Here is a 16,104-nt window from a genome sequence, read left to right on the forward strand (position 1 = left end):
TTCGAACAGTTCTCCACCTGCACCAAGGAGCCCTCCGGGACGCTGATGCGACAGATCTGGAAGTCATTTCGCTCGCTGTATTTCGCCGCCCTGATGATGTTGATCGGCTCTGGTCTGCTCAGTACCTACCTGGCCTTGCGCCTGGCGGCCGAAAACGTCGACAGCCTGTGGGTCGGTGCGCTCATGGCGGCCAACTACTTCGGTCTGGCCCTGGGCGGCAAGATCGGTCACCGGCTGATTGCCCGGGTCGGGCATATCCGCGCCTACGCCACCTGCGCCGGCATCGTCGGCGCGGCGGTGCTGGGCCACGGCATGACCGACTGGCTGCCGGCATGGGTAGGCCTGAGGATGATCGTCGGCCTGGGCATGATGTGCCAGTACATGGTCCTCGAAAGCTGGCTCAACGAGCAGGCAGAGGCACGTCAGCGGGGCGCGGTGTTCAGCGGCTACATGATCGCCTCCTACCTGGGCCTGGTGCTTGGCCAGCTGGTGCTGGTAGTGCATCCGGGCCTGGGTCCAGAGCTGCTGATGCTGGTCGCGATGTGCTTTGCACTGTGCCTGGTGCCGGTGGCGATGACCCGCCGCATCCACCCCGCGCCGTTGCATCCGGCCCCGATGGACCCGAAGTTCTTCATCAAGCGGGTACCGCAATCGCTCAGCACGGTGCTGGGTTCAGGCCTTATCGTCGGCTCGTTCTACGGCCTGGCGCCGGTGTATGCGACCGGGCAGGGGCTGACCACCGAGCAGGTCGGTCTGTTCATGGGGTGCTGCATCTTTGCCGGGCTGGTGGTGCAGTGGCCACTGGGCTGGCTGTCCGATCGCTATGACCGGGCCCTGCTGATCCGCAGTGCGGCGGTGGGCCTGGCGCTGGCAGCGTTGCCCCTGGCGATCCTGCCCAACGTGCCGCTGGAGCTGCTGTTCGGCATCGGCTTCGTGATCTCGCTGCTGCAGTTCTGCCTGTATCCGCTGGCGGTGGCGTTTTCCAATGACCATGTCGAGGGCGAACGGCGGGTGTCGCTGACGGCCATGCTGCTGGTTACCTACGGGGTGGGCGCGAGTATCGGTCCGTTGGCGGCCGGTGTGCTGATGAAGATGCTCGGCCCGCAGATGCTCTATGCCTTCTTCGTGTTCTTTGCCCTGGTGCTGGTCTGGCGGATCCGGCCGAAAGCCGTCACCGGCCTGCACCAGGTCGACGACGCGCCGCTGCATCACGTGGCGATGCCGGCAGCGGGCTCGCCCTTGTCGGCGGCGCTTGACCCACGGGTCGATGAGCAGGTGGTGCAGGACCAGATGCAGGCCCCGGTCGCGGCGGAAGACACCGAAGCCGAGCAGGAAGCAGCGGAGCTGGAGGAGGAGGCCGTAGCCAACGATGCGGGCAAGCCGCCTCAGGTCTGAAGATGACCGCGGGGCAGGGCCTGCCCCGCGGTCTTTCTGTCAGTAGTCGTCTTGATCGAACCGGCGCGCTTCGCGCTGCAGCTGGTAGACGAAGCTTTCGATCTTGCGCTGCATCTGGCCGTTGAGGTTGTGGAAGCGAACCCCGGCAAACGTGGTGTTGATGCGCTCTTCATAATGCAGGTGGCGCAGCTCGACCATGGTCTGGCTCAAGCTCAACGGATTGCCGGCGACGAACTTTTCGTAGACCTGGCCCAGTTGCAGGCGGTCCTCGATATTGCCCTCGAAACGCAGCTTGCAGCCGGTGGCGGAAATATCCAGCAGTTTGCCGCGCAGGGGGCCAGTGCCCTTGAGGCGGCTGCCATCAAGCACGACATCAACCAGTTGCGACAGCTTCAACGCGGCGCGGAAGGCGTTGCGGCGCTGGTGGTAGGTGACTTCCAGCGGCAGGTCACCGCTGTAGCAGCGATTGCCGTCGATCTGCGTGATGGTCAGTGGGCTGTTGCATTCCCAGGCGATGCGTACGCCATCATGGAAGCCTTCGATGCGAAACGGCTCGCCATTTTCGATAAAACGTTCGCCGTCACGGGGGATCATCTCGTCCAGCGCCCAGCTGTTGGTGTCGCGGTCGACGTGCACGACGTAGCTCTGGAAGCGCTGGCTGCGCTCGGGAAACGTGACGATCAGCGGGTCGTGGCTCTCGAGCAGCGATCGCAGGTTGGCAGCGATTTCCAAAGGAGTGTCCAGCACCTTGGGCGGTTGCGGAGCATCGGCTTCAGTGAACACGGGTCTTCAATCTCCAGGCAAAAACGACACACACGCAATTAACGGCATTTTGCCAGTATCTTCCGTGACTTGAATAGCGTTAATCACGCCTGGCTGAGCGCCCGGGGCTTGGCCATTGGCGAGGTGGTCCCACGGCTGTCGTAGAGCGACGGCGCGTCTCCCCCGAGGATCCGGATCTGGGTGGCCGTGGCGTGCTGCTGCATCTGGATGATCCGGCCATTGGTCTCGTTGACCTTCTGGCAGGCGTCCATCAGCTGGGTAAGCACATCGAGCTGCTGCAGCATCAGCGCGCCATTTGGCGACTGCGCGGCCACTGCCTGCACGCCCGCGCGGTTGGCGGTCAGGCCCAGGCTGGTGAGCAGGTGGTTGCGCCGCTGGCCCTGCTGGTCAAGCAAGACGATCAGCGACTGCTTGCGCGCCAGGATGTTCTCCAGCAGCACCATGTCGCGGCCATGCAAGGCAACTGCTTCGTTTTCGAGCAGCTCGAGCAGGTGTTGCGTTGGCGCGATGTCGTCTTCGATCAATTGCAGCAGGGTAGTGTCGTGCATGGCTGGCTCTTGGCGTGTTGCGTCCTTGAAGTCAGCGCGCCTTCAGGTCAGCGCTGGGCTTCGAAATTGAGCATCTTGCTGGCAACCCGGTCGGCATCGACCTTGTAGCTGCCGTCGGCGATGGCCTGTTTCAACTCGGCCACGCGGGCGCTGTCGACCACCGGCTGGTCACGCAGCTTGTCGGTGATCTTCTGCAATTGCTGGGCCTCTGGGCTCAGGTAGACCGTTTCTCCGCTTGCAGCGGCGGCTTGTGGGGCGCTTTTGGCCTCGCCCGTCTTTTCGGCGTTACCGGTCGCAGCAGTGCTGCGCACACCGCCCGTGGACGGGGTGTTATTCAAACGACTGAAGTCGATGACCATGATCAGAAAACCTCTGGATGTCTGGACGCTTGCCTTGTTTTCGGCCAACCCGAAAGAAACTTTAGGCGCTAATGCAAAGCCGCCTGACAGCAAGCCAGCGCAAGACGTTCTGACACAGTTTAGGAAATGCGGTTCCGCATCGCCAGCGTTCTCTTACATTGCCACCTCGACCTGGCCGGGTCCCATCACCCGCGCCTTCACCACTCGCTTGGAGTTGAGGTTGCGTACCCGGATCTGCTCGCTCAGGCCACCCTTGACCAGGGCCTCGCCTGGCATGCGCACGGCCAGGCTGCCGCTGCGCGCAGTGATCACGACCTGGTCACCCTTCTGGATGACTTCGGGCTGTTCGAGGTGCTGAGGGGTCAGCACCTGGTCCAGCACGGTCGGGCGCAACAGCTTCATGCCCACGGCCTGGTCGAGCTGGCTCAGGAAGCCCTGCTTGAGCGTCCCGACATCGCGTTCACGCAGTGCCACGTCCTCGGCGCCGATCACGCTTTCGCGCTTGAGCGGACGGACCATGGTCACCACGTCGCGGTACAGCTTCACCTGGGCCGGCACGAACACCGTCCACGGCGCGCTGCTGTTGCAGCGAACCCGCACCGTGACCCGGCCCATCGGCTGCGCCGGACTTTCCAGCGTTGCGTCCAGCTCCTGGGCGCACTGTGGCATGCGCAGGCGCGGGTCCAGGGTGTTGACCTGGATCTCGTATCGGCCCTCGGTCTGGCTGCTCGCCAGATAATCTTCGACGGTGAACTCAAGAAACCCCTGGGTCACACCGATAAGCTGTTCAGGCAGGGTAAACGCATCGGCCAGGACACGCGCACCGGGTGCCCACAGGCACAGCACGGCCAGAAGGCCGGAAAGGGTGCGGGTCAGTCGTCGGGAAAATGTCGTTTTCATGTGCATGGCGCTCAAAAAAGCAATCCTCGTGCCGACTTGGTACACAAGCTCAAAACGTTTTGAAGGAGTCAGGCATGGCTGGTGTTATGGATTCGGTGAACCAGCGCACGCAACTGGTGGGGCAGAACCGCCTCGAACTGCTGCTGTTCCGCCTCAATGGCGATCAGCTGTACGGCATCAATGTGTTCAAGGTCCGCGAGGTGCTGCAGTGCCCGGCCCTGACCGTGATGCCGAGGTCCAATCCAGTGGTGCGCGGTGTGGCGAATATCCGGGGAGCGACCATCCCCATCCTCGACCTGTCGATGGCGACCGGCTTGCCCGGTCTGAAGGAAGAGACGCGCAAGAGCTTCGTGATCATCACGGAGTACAACACCAAGACCCAGGGTTTCCTGGTGCACTCGGTCGAGCGCATCGTCAACATGAACTGGGAAGAGATCCATCCGCCGCCCAAGGGCACCGGCCGCGATCACTACCTGACGGCGGTTACCCGGGTCGACAACAAGCTGGTGCACATCATCGACGTCGAGAAGGTGCTGGCCGAAGTGGCACCGACCTCGGAGACGATTTCCGCAGGCGTGGTCGATGCCGAGGTGCAGGACAAGGCCGTGATGCTGCGCGTGCTGACCGTGGACGACTCCTCGGTGGCGCGCAAGCAGGTCAGCCGTTGCCTGCAGACCGTGGGCGTCGAAGTGGTGGCGCTCAACGATGGCCGACAGGCCCTGGAGTACCTGCGCAAGCTGGTGGATGAGGGCAAGCGTCCGGAAGACGAGTTCCTGATGATGATCTCGGACATTGAAATGCCGGAGATGGACGGCTATACCCTGACCGCGGAGATTCGCAGCGACCCTCGTATGCAAAAACTGCATATCATCCTGCATACTTCCCTGTCTGGCGTGTTCAACCATGCCATGGTGCGGAAGGTGGGCGCCGATGACTTCCTGGCCAAGTTCAAGCCGGATGACCTGGCGCAGCGAGTGGTCGACCGCATCAAGGCTACGCATTAATCGCCAGGGGGCTTTCCTTGGCGCTACAGACGATTTGAGAGGCGGCACCAGTGTCTACGGGTAATTTGGATTTCGAGCAGTTCCGGGTCTTCCTGGAAAAAGCCTGTGGCATCCTGCTGGGCGAGAACAAGCAGTACCTGGTCTCCAGCCGCCTCAACAAGTTGTTGGAGCAGCAGGGCATCAAGTCACTGACCGAGCTGGTGCAGCGCATCCAGGCCCAGCCGCGCAGTGGCCTGCGCGAGCAGGTGGTCGATGCCATGACCACCAACGAAACCCTGTGGTTTCGCGACACCTATCCGTTCGAAGTGCTCAAGAACAGGGTGCTGCCAGAGCAGATCAAGGCCAACCCTGGCCAGCGCCTGCGCATCTGGTCGGCGGCGTGTTCCTCGGGGCAGGAGCCGTACTCGATCTCCATGGCCATCGATGAGTTCGAGCGCAGCAATCTGGGCCAGTTGAAGATGGGTGCGCAGATCGTGGCCACCGATCTGTCCGGTTTGATGCTGACCAACTGCAAGAGCGGCGAGTACGACAGCCTGGCCATTGCCCGCGGCCTGTCGCAAGAACGCCTGCAGCGTTACTTCGACGTCAAGGCGCCGGGGCGCTGGGCGGTCAAGCCCGCAGTCCGCAGCCGCGTCGAGTTCCGCTCGTTCAACCTGCTCGACAGCTATGCGAGCCTCGGCAAGTTCGACATCGTGTTCTGCCGCAACGTGCTGATCTACTTCTCCGCCCAGGTGAAGAAGGACATCCTGCTGCGCATCCACAGCACGCTCAAGCCGGGTGGGTATCTGTTCCTTGGCGCTTCCGAAGCGCTCAACGGCCTGCCGGATCATTACCAGATGGTCCAGTGCAGTCCGGGAATCATCTACAAGGCCAAGTGACCCCGATTGCCGCTTTGCTGACACCAAGCGGTAATCCCTTGCCGCTTTTCTGACATTGCCGCCCCCGGCAACGCTCCAAACCCCGCGGAAAACCTGGGCTCGATCAGTTGGCACAAGGCTTGCTAAGACTTTGCCAACGCATACTCCGGTCAACCCGAAGGTTTCCCCGTCATGAGCATCAGCTTCGACAACGCACTCGGCATCCATGAAAAGGCCCTGAACTTCCGCGGGCAACGGGCAGAGGTGCTGGCCAACAACATCACCAACGCCGACACGCCAAACTACAAGGCGCGCGACATGGACTTCTCGTCCGTGCTGGCCGCCGAGAGCGAGAAGCGCCAGGGCGGCCACTTCGCCCTGGAGCGAACCAGCTCCCGGCACATCGAGGCCGAAGGCCTGAGCATGGGCGACCAGAACCTGCAGTACCGCACGCCCACCGCGCCGTCGCTCGACCAGAACACCGTGGACGCGCAGGTCGAGCAGGCCAGCTACGCGGAAAACGCCATGGGCTTCCAGGCCAGCTTCACCTTGCTCAACAGCAAATTCAAAGGGCTGATGTCGGCCCTGCGCGGAGAATAATCCATGTCCCTTGCCAGCGTTTTCAACATTGCCGGTAGCGGCATGAGTGCCCAGACCACTCGCCTGAATACCGTCGCCTCGAACATCGCCAACGCCGAGACCGTCTCGTCGAGCATCGACCAGACCTACCGTGCCCGTCATCCCGTCTTCGCCACCACCTTCCAGCAGGCTCAGGAAGGCGTCAGCCAGTCGCTGTTCCAGGATCAGGACGGCGGTGGGCAGGGCGTGCAGGTGATGGGCATCGTCGAGGACCAGAGCGAGCTCGAGGCCCGCTACGAGCCCAGTCACCCGGCGGCGAACAAGGACGGGTACGTCTACTACCCCAACGTCAACGTCGTCGAGGAAATGGCCGACATGATCTCCGCCAACCGTTCGTTCCAGACCAACGCCGAGCTGATGAACACCGCCAAAACCATGATGCAGAAAGTGCTGACCCTGGGTCAGTGACAAGGACCAGAAAACCATGGCAATCGATAGCACCAGCGGTGTGAATCTCAGTGACGTGCTTGCGGCCTCCGGCAGCACCAGCACCTCCAAGACCACGGCCACCACCGACAACAGCGCCTTGGGCAAGGATGCGTTCCTGCAGTTGCTGGTCACCCAGATGCAGAACCAGAACCCGCTCGAGCCCCAGGACAATGGCGAGTTCGTCGCCCAGCTGGCCCAGTTCAGCAGCCTTGAAGGCATCACCTCGCTCAACGACTCGGTGAACACCATCACCAGCTCCCTGGGTTCGTCCCAGGCCCTGCAGGCCTCTTCCCTGGTAGGCCGGTCGGTGGTGGTGCAGAACGACACGGCAGTGGTCGATACCACCAAGAGCTTCACCGGCTCGGTGGTGGTCCCGCAGTCCATCGACTCGGCCAGCGTGGCCGTCAAGGATGCGAGCGGCAACACCGTCAAGACCATCGAGATGGGCTCGCAAGCCGCCGGCAACGCGCAGTTCATCTGGGACGGCACCAACGCCAATGGCGAGGCAGTCGATCCGGGCAGCTACACCTTCACCGCCACGACTACCGTCGATGGCCAGTCGATGCAGATGAATACCCTGCTGCCGGCCGCTGTCACCAGCGTCACCATCAGCCAGACGGGTGGCGAGATGATGCTCAACCTCGCAGGTCTCGGCCAGGTCGCCCTGTCCAAAGTGCAAACCATCGGAATCTAAGGCCGATCAAAACGGCAAAAGGAGCAGTACATGTCTTTCAACGTCGGCCTTAGCGGTCTCTACGCAGCCAACAAGCAACTGGACGTCACCGGCAACAACATTGCCAACGTCAGCACCACCGGTTTCAAATCGTCGCGCGCCGAGTTCGCCGACGTGTACGCAGGTGCCAACCGCCTGGGCGCCGGCAACAATGCCATCGGCAACGGCGTGCGCCTGGCCGCCGTTTCGCAGCAGTTTGTCCAGGGTGACATGGGCACCACTGGCAACGTGCTGGACATGGGCATCCAGGGGCAGGGCTTTTTCGTCCTCAGTGACGGCGGCTCGCGCAGCTACACCCGCGCAGGTGCCTTCCAGACCGACAAGGACGACTATGTGGTGACCTCCGACGGCCTGCGCCTGCAAGGCTACGGCGCCGACACCAACGGCGTGATCAAGAAGGACGTGCTCACGGACCTGAAGATCGACACCTCGGCAATCGACCCCAAGGCCACCACGCGGATCGCCCAGGGCATCAACCTGAACTCGTCGGCCGATTCCATCCCGCTGCAGGTCGACGATGGCACCGGCACCGGCACCCTGGTCGCCAACAAGGCCTTCGACCCGTCCGATGACACGACCTACAGCCGGTCGTTCCCGACCAAGGTCTACGACAGCCAGGGTAACGAGCACACCATGGAGCAGTTCTACCGCAAGACGGATACGAACGAATGGTCGACCTACACCCTGATCGACGGCCGCAATCCGATGGACCCCTCCAGCACCACGCCACTGACCGGCACCATCAGCTTCAACAGCGATGGCAGCGTCAAGAACATGACTGCTGACAGCACCGGCCTGCCAGCGGGCTCCTCGTTCTCCGTGGCCAGTGGTGTGTTCACCATGACGGGTTGGGTTCCGGCTGCACAGAATGCCGCTGGCACCTGGGGCTCCAACGGCGCGGTCGGCAATGCCGAGGGCATGAAGCTGTCGTTGAATGGCGCCACTTCCTACAATGCCGAGACCGCGCGCGAATCGCAGTCCCAGGACGGTTATGCCACGGGCGTGCTGTCGAGCCTCAGCATCGACTCCACGGGTGTCCTGTTTGCAAGCTTCAGCAACCAGCAATCGCGGGCCATTGGCCAGGTAGCGGTCGCCAGCTTCGCCAACGACCAGGGTCTGCAGCAGGTCGGCGGTACACGCTGGAAGGAAACGTACTCGTCCGGTGCAGTCGACATCGACGCGCCACGGACCGGGACCCTCGGTTCGATCGAATCCAACACCCTGGAAGGCTCGAACGTCAACCTCACCCAGGAGCTGGTCGAGCTGATCAAGGCGCAGAGCAACTACCAGGCGAACGCCAAGACCATCTCGACTGAAAGCACCATCATGCAGACCGTTATCCAGATGGCGTGATGGGCAACATGATCAGGTCCATTCTCGTCGCTCTTGCGGCCACCGTTTTCCTGCTCCAGGCCCACGCCGGCACGGCTCCCTGGTACCGGTGGGAAAGCCAGGCCGATGGGCGCCTGGTCTGTTCGCAGTGGTCCCCGGGCGAGGGTTGGAAGCGTTTCGCCGGCCCATACACCAACGGCGGCTGTCGCGACCGCTGATCTGTTGCCGCCAGCGGCAAGCCGGCGCCGTAATTACGACGTCGGGTTTGCCGCCCGCATGCTGAAAGCCCCGTATTCACGGGGTTTTTTCATTTAAATGAAAGTTGGTTTGAAACTTGCTTTAGTGGCTGCACAAGCAACGGCGAGCGGCAATCGACCGCCCGTGCAGCGGAGGATGACTGTGGACAAGATGCTTTACGTGGCCATGACCGGAGCCAGCCAGAACGCGCTGGCACAGCGGGCCCATGCCAACAACCTGGCGAACATATCCACCAACGGCTTCCAGCGCGACCTGGAGCAGGCGCGCTCGATGCCGGTGTTCGGCGACAGCTTTCCGTCGCGGGCCTATGCCCTGAGCGAGCGTCCGGCCACCGACTTCACCCAGGGTGCGCTGCAGGAGACCGGCCGCGAGCTGGACGTCGCCGTCAGCGGCAATGGCTTTATCGCCGTGCAGGCGCCTGATGGCAGCGAAGCGTACGTGCGCACCGGCAGCCTCAACATCGACGCCCTTGGCGTGCTGCGTGCCGGCAACGGCATGCCGGTCCTCGGCAATGGTGGCCCGATCGCTGTGCCGCCAGAGCAGAAGGTCGAGATCGGTGATGACGGCACCATCAGTATCCGCGCCATGGGCGAGGACCCACGGGTGATGGCCGAGGTTGACCGCATCAAGCTGGTCAACCCGGGCATCGGCAACCTGACCAAGGGCCTGGACGGCATGATCCACACCAAGAACGGCCAGCCTGCCGACGCAGACGTCAACGTCAAGGTAGTGTCGGGTTTCCTGGAGGCGAGCAACGTCAATGCCGTCGAAGAAATGACTTCGGTACTGGCGCTGTCCCGGCAGTTCGAGCTGCACATCAAAATGATGAACACGGCCAAGGAAGGCGATGAAGCCATGGCTCGGGTTTTGCAAATCGTCTAATCAAACTTGAACGGGCGCCGTAAATCAGGCGCGCGAGGAGAACACCATGCTTCCGGCTCTTTGGGTCAGTAAAACCGGCTTGTCCGCCCAGGACACCAACCTGACGGTCATTTCCAACAACCTGGCCAACGTCTCGACCACCGGCTTCAAGCGTGATCGCGCCGAATTCCAGGACTTGCTCTACCAGATCAAGCGTCAGCCAGGTGCCCAGTCGACCCAGGACAGCGAACTGCCGTCGGGCCTTCAGGTTGGTACCGGTGTGCGCATCGTCGGCACCCAGAAGAACTTCAGCACGGGCAGCCTGCAGACCACCGAGAACCCGCTGGACATGGCGGTAAACGGCCGTGGCTTCTTCCAGGTCCTGCAGCCAGACGGCACCGTTTCGTACACCCGTGACGGCACCTTCCACCTGAACTCCGATGGCCAGATCGTCACCGCCAACGGTTTCCCCCTGGAGCCTGCGGTAGTCGTGCCGCCAGAAGCCCAGACCTTTACCGTCGGCCAGGACGGCACTGTGTCGATCACCACCGCCGGCAACCCGGCCGCGCAGGTCATCGGCAACATCCAGACTGCCGACTTCATCAACCCGGCTGGCCTGCAGGCGATGGGTGGCAACCTGTTCCTGGAAACTGCCGCCAGCGGCGCGCCGCAGGTAGGTACCCCGGGCCTCAACGGCTTCGGTACCACCCTGCAGCAGACCCTGGAGAACTCCAACGTCAGCACTGTCGAGGAACTGGTCAACATGATCACCACCCAGCGGGCCTACGAGATGAACTCCAAGGTCATCTCCACCGCCGACCAGATGCTCTCGTTCGTTACCCAGCAGCTCTAAGCCCTGAAGGCCCGAGACCGCTCCAGCACCCCGTTACACCATGAGGTAAGCGTCATGAATCGTCTGTTATCCGTCTTCGCCCTCGGTGGCGTGGTGCTGCTGGCTGGCTGCGTTGCGCCTGTCGCCAAGCCCAACGACCCGTACTATGCGCCGGTGTTGCCGCGCACCCCATTGCCGGCGGCGGCCAACAACGGTTCGATCTACCAGGCGGGGTTCGAGCAGAACCTGTATGGCGACCGCAAGGCCTTCCGCGTGGGTGACATCATCACCATCACCCTCAACGAGCGCACCTCAGCGAGCAAGAGCGCCAACTCGCAGGTCGGCAAGACCAGCAAGGCCAGCATCGGCCTGAGCTCGCTGTTCGGCGCCACGCCCAACACCAACAATCCGTTCGGTGGCGGCGACCTGAGCCTGGACGCCGGCTACAGCGGCGACCGCTCGACCAAGGGCGACAGCAAGGCCGCCCAGGGCAACACCCTGACCGGCTCGATCACCGTGACCGTGGCCGACGTGCTGCCCAACGGCATCATCGCCGTGCGCGGCGAGAAGTGGATGACGCTCAATACCGGTGACGAGCTGGTGCGCATCGCCGGCCTGATCCGCGCCGATGACATCGCCACCGACAACACCGTGCCGTCTACCCGGGTCGCCGATGCGCGCATCACCTATTCGGGCACCGGTGCCTTTGCCGATGCCAGCCAGCCCGGATGGCTGGACCGCTTCTTCCTCAGCCCGCTTTGGCCCTTCTGAGTCAGGATGCCCATGTTCAATTTCAGGCAGCTGATTGCCGCAACGTTCGTCCTGACCTTCGCTCTCGGTGCCCACGCCGAGCGCCTGAAGGACATCGCCAGTATTTCGGGCGTGCGCACCAACCAGCTGATCGGCTACGGCCTGGTGGTAGGGCTCAACGGCACGGGTGACCAGACCACCCAGACGCCGTTCACCGTGCAGACCTTCAACAACATGCTGTCGCAGTTCGGCATCAAGGTGCCGGCAGGCTCCGGCAACATGCAGCTCAAGAACGTCGCGGCGGTCTCGGTGCATGCCGACCTGCCTGCGTTCGCCAAGCCAGGCCAGGTGGTGGACATCACCGTGTCGTCGATCGGCAACTCGAAGAGCCTGCGCGGCGGCAGCCTGCTGATGACTCCGCTCAAGGGTATCGACGGCAACGTCTACGCCATCGCCCAGGGCAACCTGGTGGTCGGCGGTTTCGATGCCGAGGGCCGCGACGGTTCGCGCATCACCGTCAACGTGCCGTCGGCCGGCCGCATTCCCGGCGGCGCCAGCGTCGAGCGCGCCGTGCCGAGCGGTTTCAACCAGGGCAACAGCCTTACCCTGAACCTCAACCGGCCCGACTTCACCACGGCCAAGCGCGTGGTCGACAAGGTCAACGACCTGCTCGGCCCAGGCGTCGCCCAGGCGCTGGACGGTGGCTCGGTACAAGTGACCGCGCCCATGGACCCGAGCCAGCGTGTCGACTACCTGTCGATCCTGGAAAACCTCGAGATCGATCCGGGCCAGGCCGTGGCCAAGGTCATCATCAATTCGCGCACGGGCACCATCGTGATTGGCCAGAACGTCAAGGTATCGCCTGCGGCGGTCACCCATGGCAGCCTGACGGTGACCATCACCGAAGACCCGATCGTCAGCCAGCCCGGGCCGCTGTCCAATGGCGAGACGGCCGTGGTGCCACGCTCGCGGGTCAATGCCGAGCAGGAAGCCAAGCCGATGTTCAAGTTCGGCCCGGGTACCACGCTGGATGAGATCGTCCGCGCGGTGAACCAGGTCGGCGCGGCGCCGAGCGACCTGATGGCCATCCTTGAAGCCCTGAAACAGGCCGGCGCGCTCCAGGCCGACCTGATCGTGATCTGAGGACGCTGGCGATGAATCCCAAGAGCCTGGTCTCCAGCACTGCCGACAGCGGTTCGTACTCCGACCTCAATCGCCTCAACTCGCTGAAGGTCGGCGACCGCGACAGCGACGGCAACCTGCGCAAGGTGGCCCAGGAGTTCGAGTCGCTGTTCATCAGCGAAATGCTCAAGGCCTCGCGCAAGGCCAGCGATGTGCTGGCCGCCGACAACCCGCTGAACACCGAGACGGTCAAGCAGTACCAGGAAATGTACGACCAGCAGCTGGCCGTGAGCATGTCCCGCGAGGGCGGCGGTATCGGCCTGCAGGAAGTGCTGATGCGCCAGCTGTCCAAGCAGAAGGGCGCAAGTGGCGCCAACACCAGCCCGTTCCCGCGCATCGAAGGCAACCAGCCGGCGCTGTGGGGCAATCGGGTGACCGAGCCAGTGCGCAGCGAATCGAGTGCCACAGCGCGCAACGATGTTGCCGCGCTCAATTCGCGCCGCCTGGCGTTGCCGGGCAAGCTTACCGACCGTCTTCTGGCCGGTATCGTGCCATCGGCGAATGCTGCGGCAGCGGTGACCAACACCGCCGCGCTGCCGGCCCGCCAAGGCGTGCAGGGCGATGCGATTGCCAAGGGCGACTGGGAGCCGGCAAAAACCTTCGCAGCGCCTGGCGGCCTGCAGATCCAGGGCCGCGCAGTGGCCCAGCCGCCGCTGGCACCCGCGAAGAAGGCCTTTGCCAACAGCGACGAGTTCGTCGCCACCATGCTGCCGATGGCCGAGCAAGCCGCCAAGCGCATCGGTATCGACCCACGCTACCTGGTGGCCCAGGCTGCGCTGGAAACTGGCTGGGGCAAGTCGGTCATGCGCGATGCCGATGGTGGGAGCAGTCACAACCTGTTCGGCATCAAGGCCAGCGGCAACTGGGAAGGCGACAAGGCACGGGCGATCACCAGCGAGTTCGTCGATGGCAAGTTCGTCAAGGAAACGGCAACGTTCCGCTCGTACGACTCCTACCAGGACAGCTTCCATGACCTGGTCAGCCTGTTGCAGAACAATGCGCGGTATCAAGATGCGGTGAAGTCTGCCGATAACCCGGAACAGTTTGTGCGAGAGCTGCAGAAGGCCGGGTACGCAACCGACCCGAACTACGCCAGCAAGATCTCGCAGATCGCAAGACAGATGAAGTCGTACGAGAGCTATGCGTCGCTCGGTACCACAACGAAACTTTAAAGGGCTGGATCCATGGCGAGTTTGATCAATATTGGCATGTCTGGGCTGGGCGCCGCCCAGTCCGGGTTGTACACCCTGGGCAACAACATCGCCAATGCCGATGTCGAGAGCTACTCGCGCCAGCAGACCGTCCAGCAGACCAAAGGCTCGCAGCAGTACGGCAACGTCTTCATCGGCAGCGGTACCACCCTGGCCGACGTGCGCCGGGTGTACAACTCGTTCCTGGAAAACCAGCTGCGCAGCACCAACTCGCTGAGCACCGACGCCTCGACCTACCTGAGCCAGATCACCCCGCTGGACTCCGCCCTGTCGAGCAGCGACACCGGTATCACCGCGGCGCTGCAGAGCTTCTACACCGCCATGCAGGATGCCGCCGCCAAGCCGAGCGAAGACGCCTCTCGCCAGCTGCTGCTGACCAGCGCCCAGACCGTGGCCAAACGCTTCAACGCGCTGTCCTCGCAGCTGACCCAGCAGAACACCACCATCAACGGCAACATGGAAGCGCTCGCTACCAAGGTCAACGACCTGACCAAGTCGATCGCCGACCTCAACGACCAGATCTCGCGGGTGTCGTCGGTATCCGGTGCCCCCAACGACCTGCTCGACAAGCGTGACGGCGCGGTGCGCGAGCTCACCGGGCTGATTGGCGCGGACGTGGTCGAGCGCGAAGGCAACTACGACGTCTACCTCAAGAACGGTCAGGCGCTGGTGCTCGGCAAGACCACCCAGACCCTGGAAGTGGCGCCAGGCCAGAGCGACCCGACGCGCATGAGCCTGATGCTCAACCGCGGCTCGACCAGGATGGACATCACCAACAGCACCACCGGCGGCGAGCTCGGGGGCCTGTTGCGCTACCGCAAGGAAACCCTCGACCCCGCGCTCAACGAGCTGGGGCGCGTGGCCCTGGTGGTGTCGGATGCGATCAACAGCCAGCTGTCCCAAGGCATCGACAACAACGGCGACTTCGGCGCCATGCTGTTCGGTGACATCAACAGCGCCAAGGCCAAGGGCGAGCGCAGCATTGCCAGCAGCACCAACGACAAGAACTCCGGCAACCTCGATGTGACCATCAAGGACACCGGCAAGTTGACCACCAGCGACTACCAGGTGACCTTCACCAGCGAGACCGGCTACAGCGTGCGCAAGCTGCCCGAAGGCACCGCCATGGGCAGCTTCGACCTGAACGACGATCCGCCCGCGGTGATCGAGGGTTTCAGCCTGTCGCTCAACGGCAATACGCTCAAGGCGGGTGACAGCTTCAAGATCACCCCGACGCGCAACGCTGCGGCCGATATCGTGTCGGTGCTCACCGACCCCAAGCGCCTGGCGCTGTCTTCGCCGCTGACTGCCACCAATGGCTCCGGCAACCAGGGCACTGGCCAGATCGGCCAGCCGACACTGGTGTCCGAGCTGGACATCTACGATTCTGCGCAGCGCTCCGAGTTGCAGGCCGGCATCAAGTATTCGACCCCGGTCAAGCTGGTGTTCGGTGACGACACGAGCTCGCCCCAGGCCTACAAGCTGTATGACGCCCAAGGCACCGCGATCGGTTCCGGCTCCATCGTCCCCGGGCAGAGCAACAAGCTGCAGCTGAGCGTGCCGATGGTCGATGCCAGTGGCAACCCGGTCATGGACGGCACCACGCAGAAGACCTTCAGCTTCGAGATGACGATCACCGGCGCGCCCAGGAACGGCGACAACTACACGGTGGCACTGACTGGCGCAGGCTCGACCGACAACCGCAACGCCCAGGCGGTGCTCGACCTGCAGACCAGGCAGACCGTCGGCCTCGGTGCCGACGGCAAGGGCATCAGCATCACCGATGCCTACGCCAAGCTGGTGTCGAACGTCGGCGGCAAGGCCGCGCAGTCCATCATGGACAGCGATGCCACGACCGCCTTGCACCAGTCCGCCACCGACAGCCGCAACTCGGTGTCTGGGGTGTCGATCGATGAAGAGACCGGCAACCTGATCAAGTTCCAGCAGTACTACACGGCGTCGTCGCAGATCATCAAGGCGGCACAAGCAACCTTCGCCACCTTGATCAACAGCCTTTAAGGAGCCGTAGAC

General features: G+C 63.2%; 18 protein-coding genes. 14 read left to right on the forward strand and 4 right to left on the reverse strand.

The features are described 5' to 3' along the window. Positions 1-45 precede the first annotated feature (45 nt). On the forward strand, positions 46-1,395 hold the full coding sequence (locus tag AC0ZZU_RS19570; RefSeq protein WP_476342876.1) for an MFS transporter: 1,350 nt from the start codon (positions 46-48) through the stop codon (positions 1,393-1,395). A gap of 39 nt (positions 1,396-1,434) precedes the next feature. Here AC0ZZU_RS19570 and AC0ZZU_RS19575 read toward each other — a convergent pair whose 3' ends face one another. The 4 genes from AC0ZZU_RS19575 to flgA form a co-directional block, all read right to left on the reverse strand. After that, on the reverse strand, positions 1,435-2,178 hold the full coding sequence (locus AC0ZZU_RS19575; protein WP_476342877.1) for a flagellar brake protein: 744 nt from the start codon (positions 2,176-2,178) through the stop codon (positions 1,435-1,437). An 83-nt stretch (positions 2,179-2,261) separates the two neighbouring features. Continuing rightward, the gene (locus tag AC0ZZU_RS19580) at positions 2,262-2,726 is read right to left on the reverse strand and encodes a flagella synthesis protein FlgN (RefSeq protein ID WP_476342878.1); all 465 of its coding nucleotides are present in this window, start codon (positions 2,724-2,726) and stop codon (positions 2,262-2,264) included. A gap of 47 nt (positions 2,727-2,773) precedes the next feature. Further along, positions 2,774-3,085, reverse strand: coding sequence for a flagellar biosynthesis anti-sigma factor FlgM (flgM, locus tag AC0ZZU_RS19585; protein WP_476342879.1), 312 nt, complete (start codon positions 3,083-3,085; stop codon positions 2,774-2,776). 153 nt (positions 3,086-3,238) lie between these two features. After that, a complete protein-coding gene (gene flgA, locus AC0ZZU_RS19590) occupies positions 3,239-3,991 on the reverse strand; it encodes a flagellar basal body P-ring formation chaperone FlgA (RefSeq protein ID WP_476343099.1) in 753 nt (250 codons plus the stop codon). Between the two features lie 68 nt (positions 3,992-4,059). Between flgA and AC0ZZU_RS19595 the strand changes: the two genes are divergently transcribed. The 13 genes from AC0ZZU_RS19595 (at position 4,060) to flgK (ending at position 16,092) form a co-directional block, all read left to right on the forward strand. Then, positions 4,060-4,989, forward strand: coding sequence for a chemotaxis protein CheV (locus AC0ZZU_RS19595; RefSeq protein ID WP_476342880.1), 930 nt, complete (start codon positions 4,060-4,062; stop codon positions 4,987-4,989). Between the two features lie 50 nt (positions 4,990-5,039). After that, complete coding sequence (gene cheR / locus AC0ZZU_RS19600) at positions 5,040-5,867, forward strand: protein-glutamate O-methyltransferase CheR (protein ID WP_476342882.1); 828 nt, start codon at positions 5,040-5,042, stop codon at positions 5,865-5,867. A 171-nt stretch (positions 5,868-6,038) separates the two neighbouring features. Next, positions 6,039-6,446 (forward strand): flagellar basal body rod protein FlgB, encoded by a 408-nt coding sequence (flgB, locus tag AC0ZZU_RS19605; protein WP_476342883.1) that lies wholly within the window; start codon positions 6,039-6,041, stop codon positions 6,444-6,446. 3 nt (positions 6,447-6,449) lie between these two features. Next, entirely contained in the window at positions 6,450-6,893 is a 444-nt protein-coding gene (gene flgC / locus AC0ZZU_RS19610) for a flagellar basal body rod protein FlgC (RefSeq protein ID WP_476342885.1), read from the forward strand. A 16-nt stretch (positions 6,894-6,909) separates the two neighbouring features. Further along, complete coding sequence (gene flgD, locus AC0ZZU_RS19615) at positions 6,910-7,608, forward strand: flagellar hook assembly protein FlgD (RefSeq protein ID WP_476342886.1); 699 nt, start codon at positions 6,910-6,912, stop codon at positions 7,606-7,608. Between the two features lie 30 nt (positions 7,609-7,638). Continuing rightward, complete coding sequence (gene flgE, locus AC0ZZU_RS19620) at positions 7,639-9,000, forward strand: flagellar hook protein FlgE (RefSeq protein ID WP_476342887.1); 1,362 nt, start codon at positions 7,639-7,641, stop codon at positions 8,998-9,000. Positions 9,001-9,008: 8 nt separating this feature from the next. Further along, positions 9,009-9,197 (forward strand): hypothetical protein, encoded by a 189-nt coding sequence (locus AC0ZZU_RS19625; RefSeq protein ID WP_476342889.1) that lies wholly within the window; start codon positions 9,009-9,011, stop codon positions 9,195-9,197. A gap of 181 nt (positions 9,198-9,378) precedes the next feature. Continuing rightward, positions 9,379-10,119: a flagellar basal-body rod protein FlgF gene (gene flgF / locus AC0ZZU_RS19630; protein WP_476342890.1), complete on the forward strand. Its 741-nt coding sequence runs from the start codon at positions 9,379-9,381 to the stop codon at positions 10,117-10,119. Positions 10,120-10,165: 46 nt separating this feature from the next. Next, on the forward strand, positions 10,166-10,951 hold the full coding sequence (flgG, locus tag AC0ZZU_RS19635) for a flagellar basal-body rod protein FlgG (RefSeq protein WP_158460296.1): 786 nt from the start codon (positions 10,166-10,168) through the stop codon (positions 10,949-10,951). A 54-nt stretch (positions 10,952-11,005) separates the two neighbouring features. Beyond that, positions 11,006-11,701, forward strand: a complete 696-nt coding sequence (gene flgH / locus AC0ZZU_RS19640) for a flagellar basal body L-ring protein FlgH (RefSeq protein WP_476342891.1) — start codon at positions 11,006-11,008, stop codon at positions 11,699-11,701. Positions 11,702-11,713: 12 nt separating this feature from the next. Then, entirely contained in the window at positions 11,714-12,823 is a 1,110-nt protein-coding gene (locus AC0ZZU_RS19645; protein ID WP_158460298.1) for a flagellar basal body P-ring protein FlgI, read from the forward strand. A gap of 11 nt (positions 12,824-12,834) precedes the next feature. Next, positions 12,835-14,034 carry a flagellar assembly peptidoglycan hydrolase FlgJ gene (gene flgJ, locus AC0ZZU_RS19650; protein WP_476342892.1) on the forward strand — a complete coding sequence of 400 codons (1,200 nt, stop codon included), beginning with the start codon at positions 12,835-12,837 and terminating at the stop codon, positions 14,032-14,034. A 12-nt stretch (positions 14,035-14,046) separates the two neighbouring features. Next, complete coding sequence (gene flgK / locus AC0ZZU_RS19655; protein WP_476342894.1) at positions 14,047-16,092, forward strand: flagellar hook-associated protein FlgK; 2,046 nt, start codon at positions 14,047-14,049, stop codon at positions 16,090-16,092. The last annotated feature ends 12 nt before the right edge of the window (positions 16,093-16,104 follow it).

This window comes from Pseudomonas sp. JE3303 (assembly GCF_056312565.1).

What these genes read in the sequence shown, in the direction of transcription:
- AC0ZZU_RS19570 (WP_476342876.1), top strand. Translation starts at nt 46, where the DNA reads ATGCGACAGATCTGGAAGTCATTTCGCTCGCTGTATTTCGCCGCCCTG.
- AC0ZZU_RS19580 (WP_476342878.1), bottom strand. Translation starts at nt 2,726, where the DNA reads ATGCACGACACTACCCTGCTGCAATTGATCGAAGACGACATCGCGCCA.
- flgM (WP_476342879.1), bottom strand. Translation starts at nt 3,085, where the DNA reads ATGGTCATCGACTTCAGTCGTTTGAATAACACCCCGTCCACGGGCGGT.
- flgA (WP_476343099.1), bottom strand. Translation starts at nt 3,991, where the DNA reads ATGCACATGAAAACGACATTTTCCCGACGACTGACCCGCACCCTTTCC.
- AC0ZZU_RS19595 (WP_476342880.1), top strand. Translation starts at nt 4,060, where the DNA reads ATGGCTGGTGTTATGGATTCGGTGAACCAGCGCACGCAACTGGTGGGG.
- flgB (WP_476342883.1), top strand. Translation starts at nt 6,039, where the DNA reads ATGAGCATCAGCTTCGACAACGCACTCGGCATCCATGAAAAGGCCCTG.
- flgC (WP_476342885.1), top strand. Translation starts at nt 6,450, where the DNA reads ATGTCCCTTGCCAGCGTTTTCAACATTGCCGGTAGCGGCATGAGTGCC.
- flgD (WP_476342886.1), top strand. Translation starts at nt 6,910, where the DNA reads ATGGCAATCGATAGCACCAGCGGTGTGAATCTCAGTGACGTGCTTGCG.
- flgE (WP_476342887.1), top strand. Translation starts at nt 7,639, where the DNA reads ATGTCTTTCAACGTCGGCCTTAGCGGTCTCTACGCAGCCAACAAGCAA.
- AC0ZZU_RS19625 (WP_476342889.1), top strand. Translation starts at nt 9,009, where the DNA reads ATGATCAGGTCCATTCTCGTCGCTCTTGCGGCCACCGTTTTCCTGCTC.
- flgG (WP_158460296.1), top strand. Translation starts at nt 10,166, where the DNA reads ATGCTTCCGGCTCTTTGGGTCAGTAAAACCGGCTTGTCCGCCCAGGAC.
- flgH (WP_476342891.1), top strand. Translation starts at nt 11,006, where the DNA reads ATGAATCGTCTGTTATCCGTCTTCGCCCTCGGTGGCGTGGTGCTGCTG.
- AC0ZZU_RS19645 (WP_158460298.1), top strand. Translation starts at nt 11,714, where the DNA reads ATGTTCAATTTCAGGCAGCTGATTGCCGCAACGTTCGTCCTGACCTTC.
- flgJ (WP_476342892.1), top strand. Translation starts at nt 12,835, where the DNA reads ATGAATCCCAAGAGCCTGGTCTCCAGCACTGCCGACAGCGGTTCGTAC.
- flgK (WP_476342894.1), top strand. Translation starts at nt 14,047, where the DNA reads ATGGCGAGTTTGATCAATATTGGCATGTCTGGGCTGGGCGCCGCCCAG.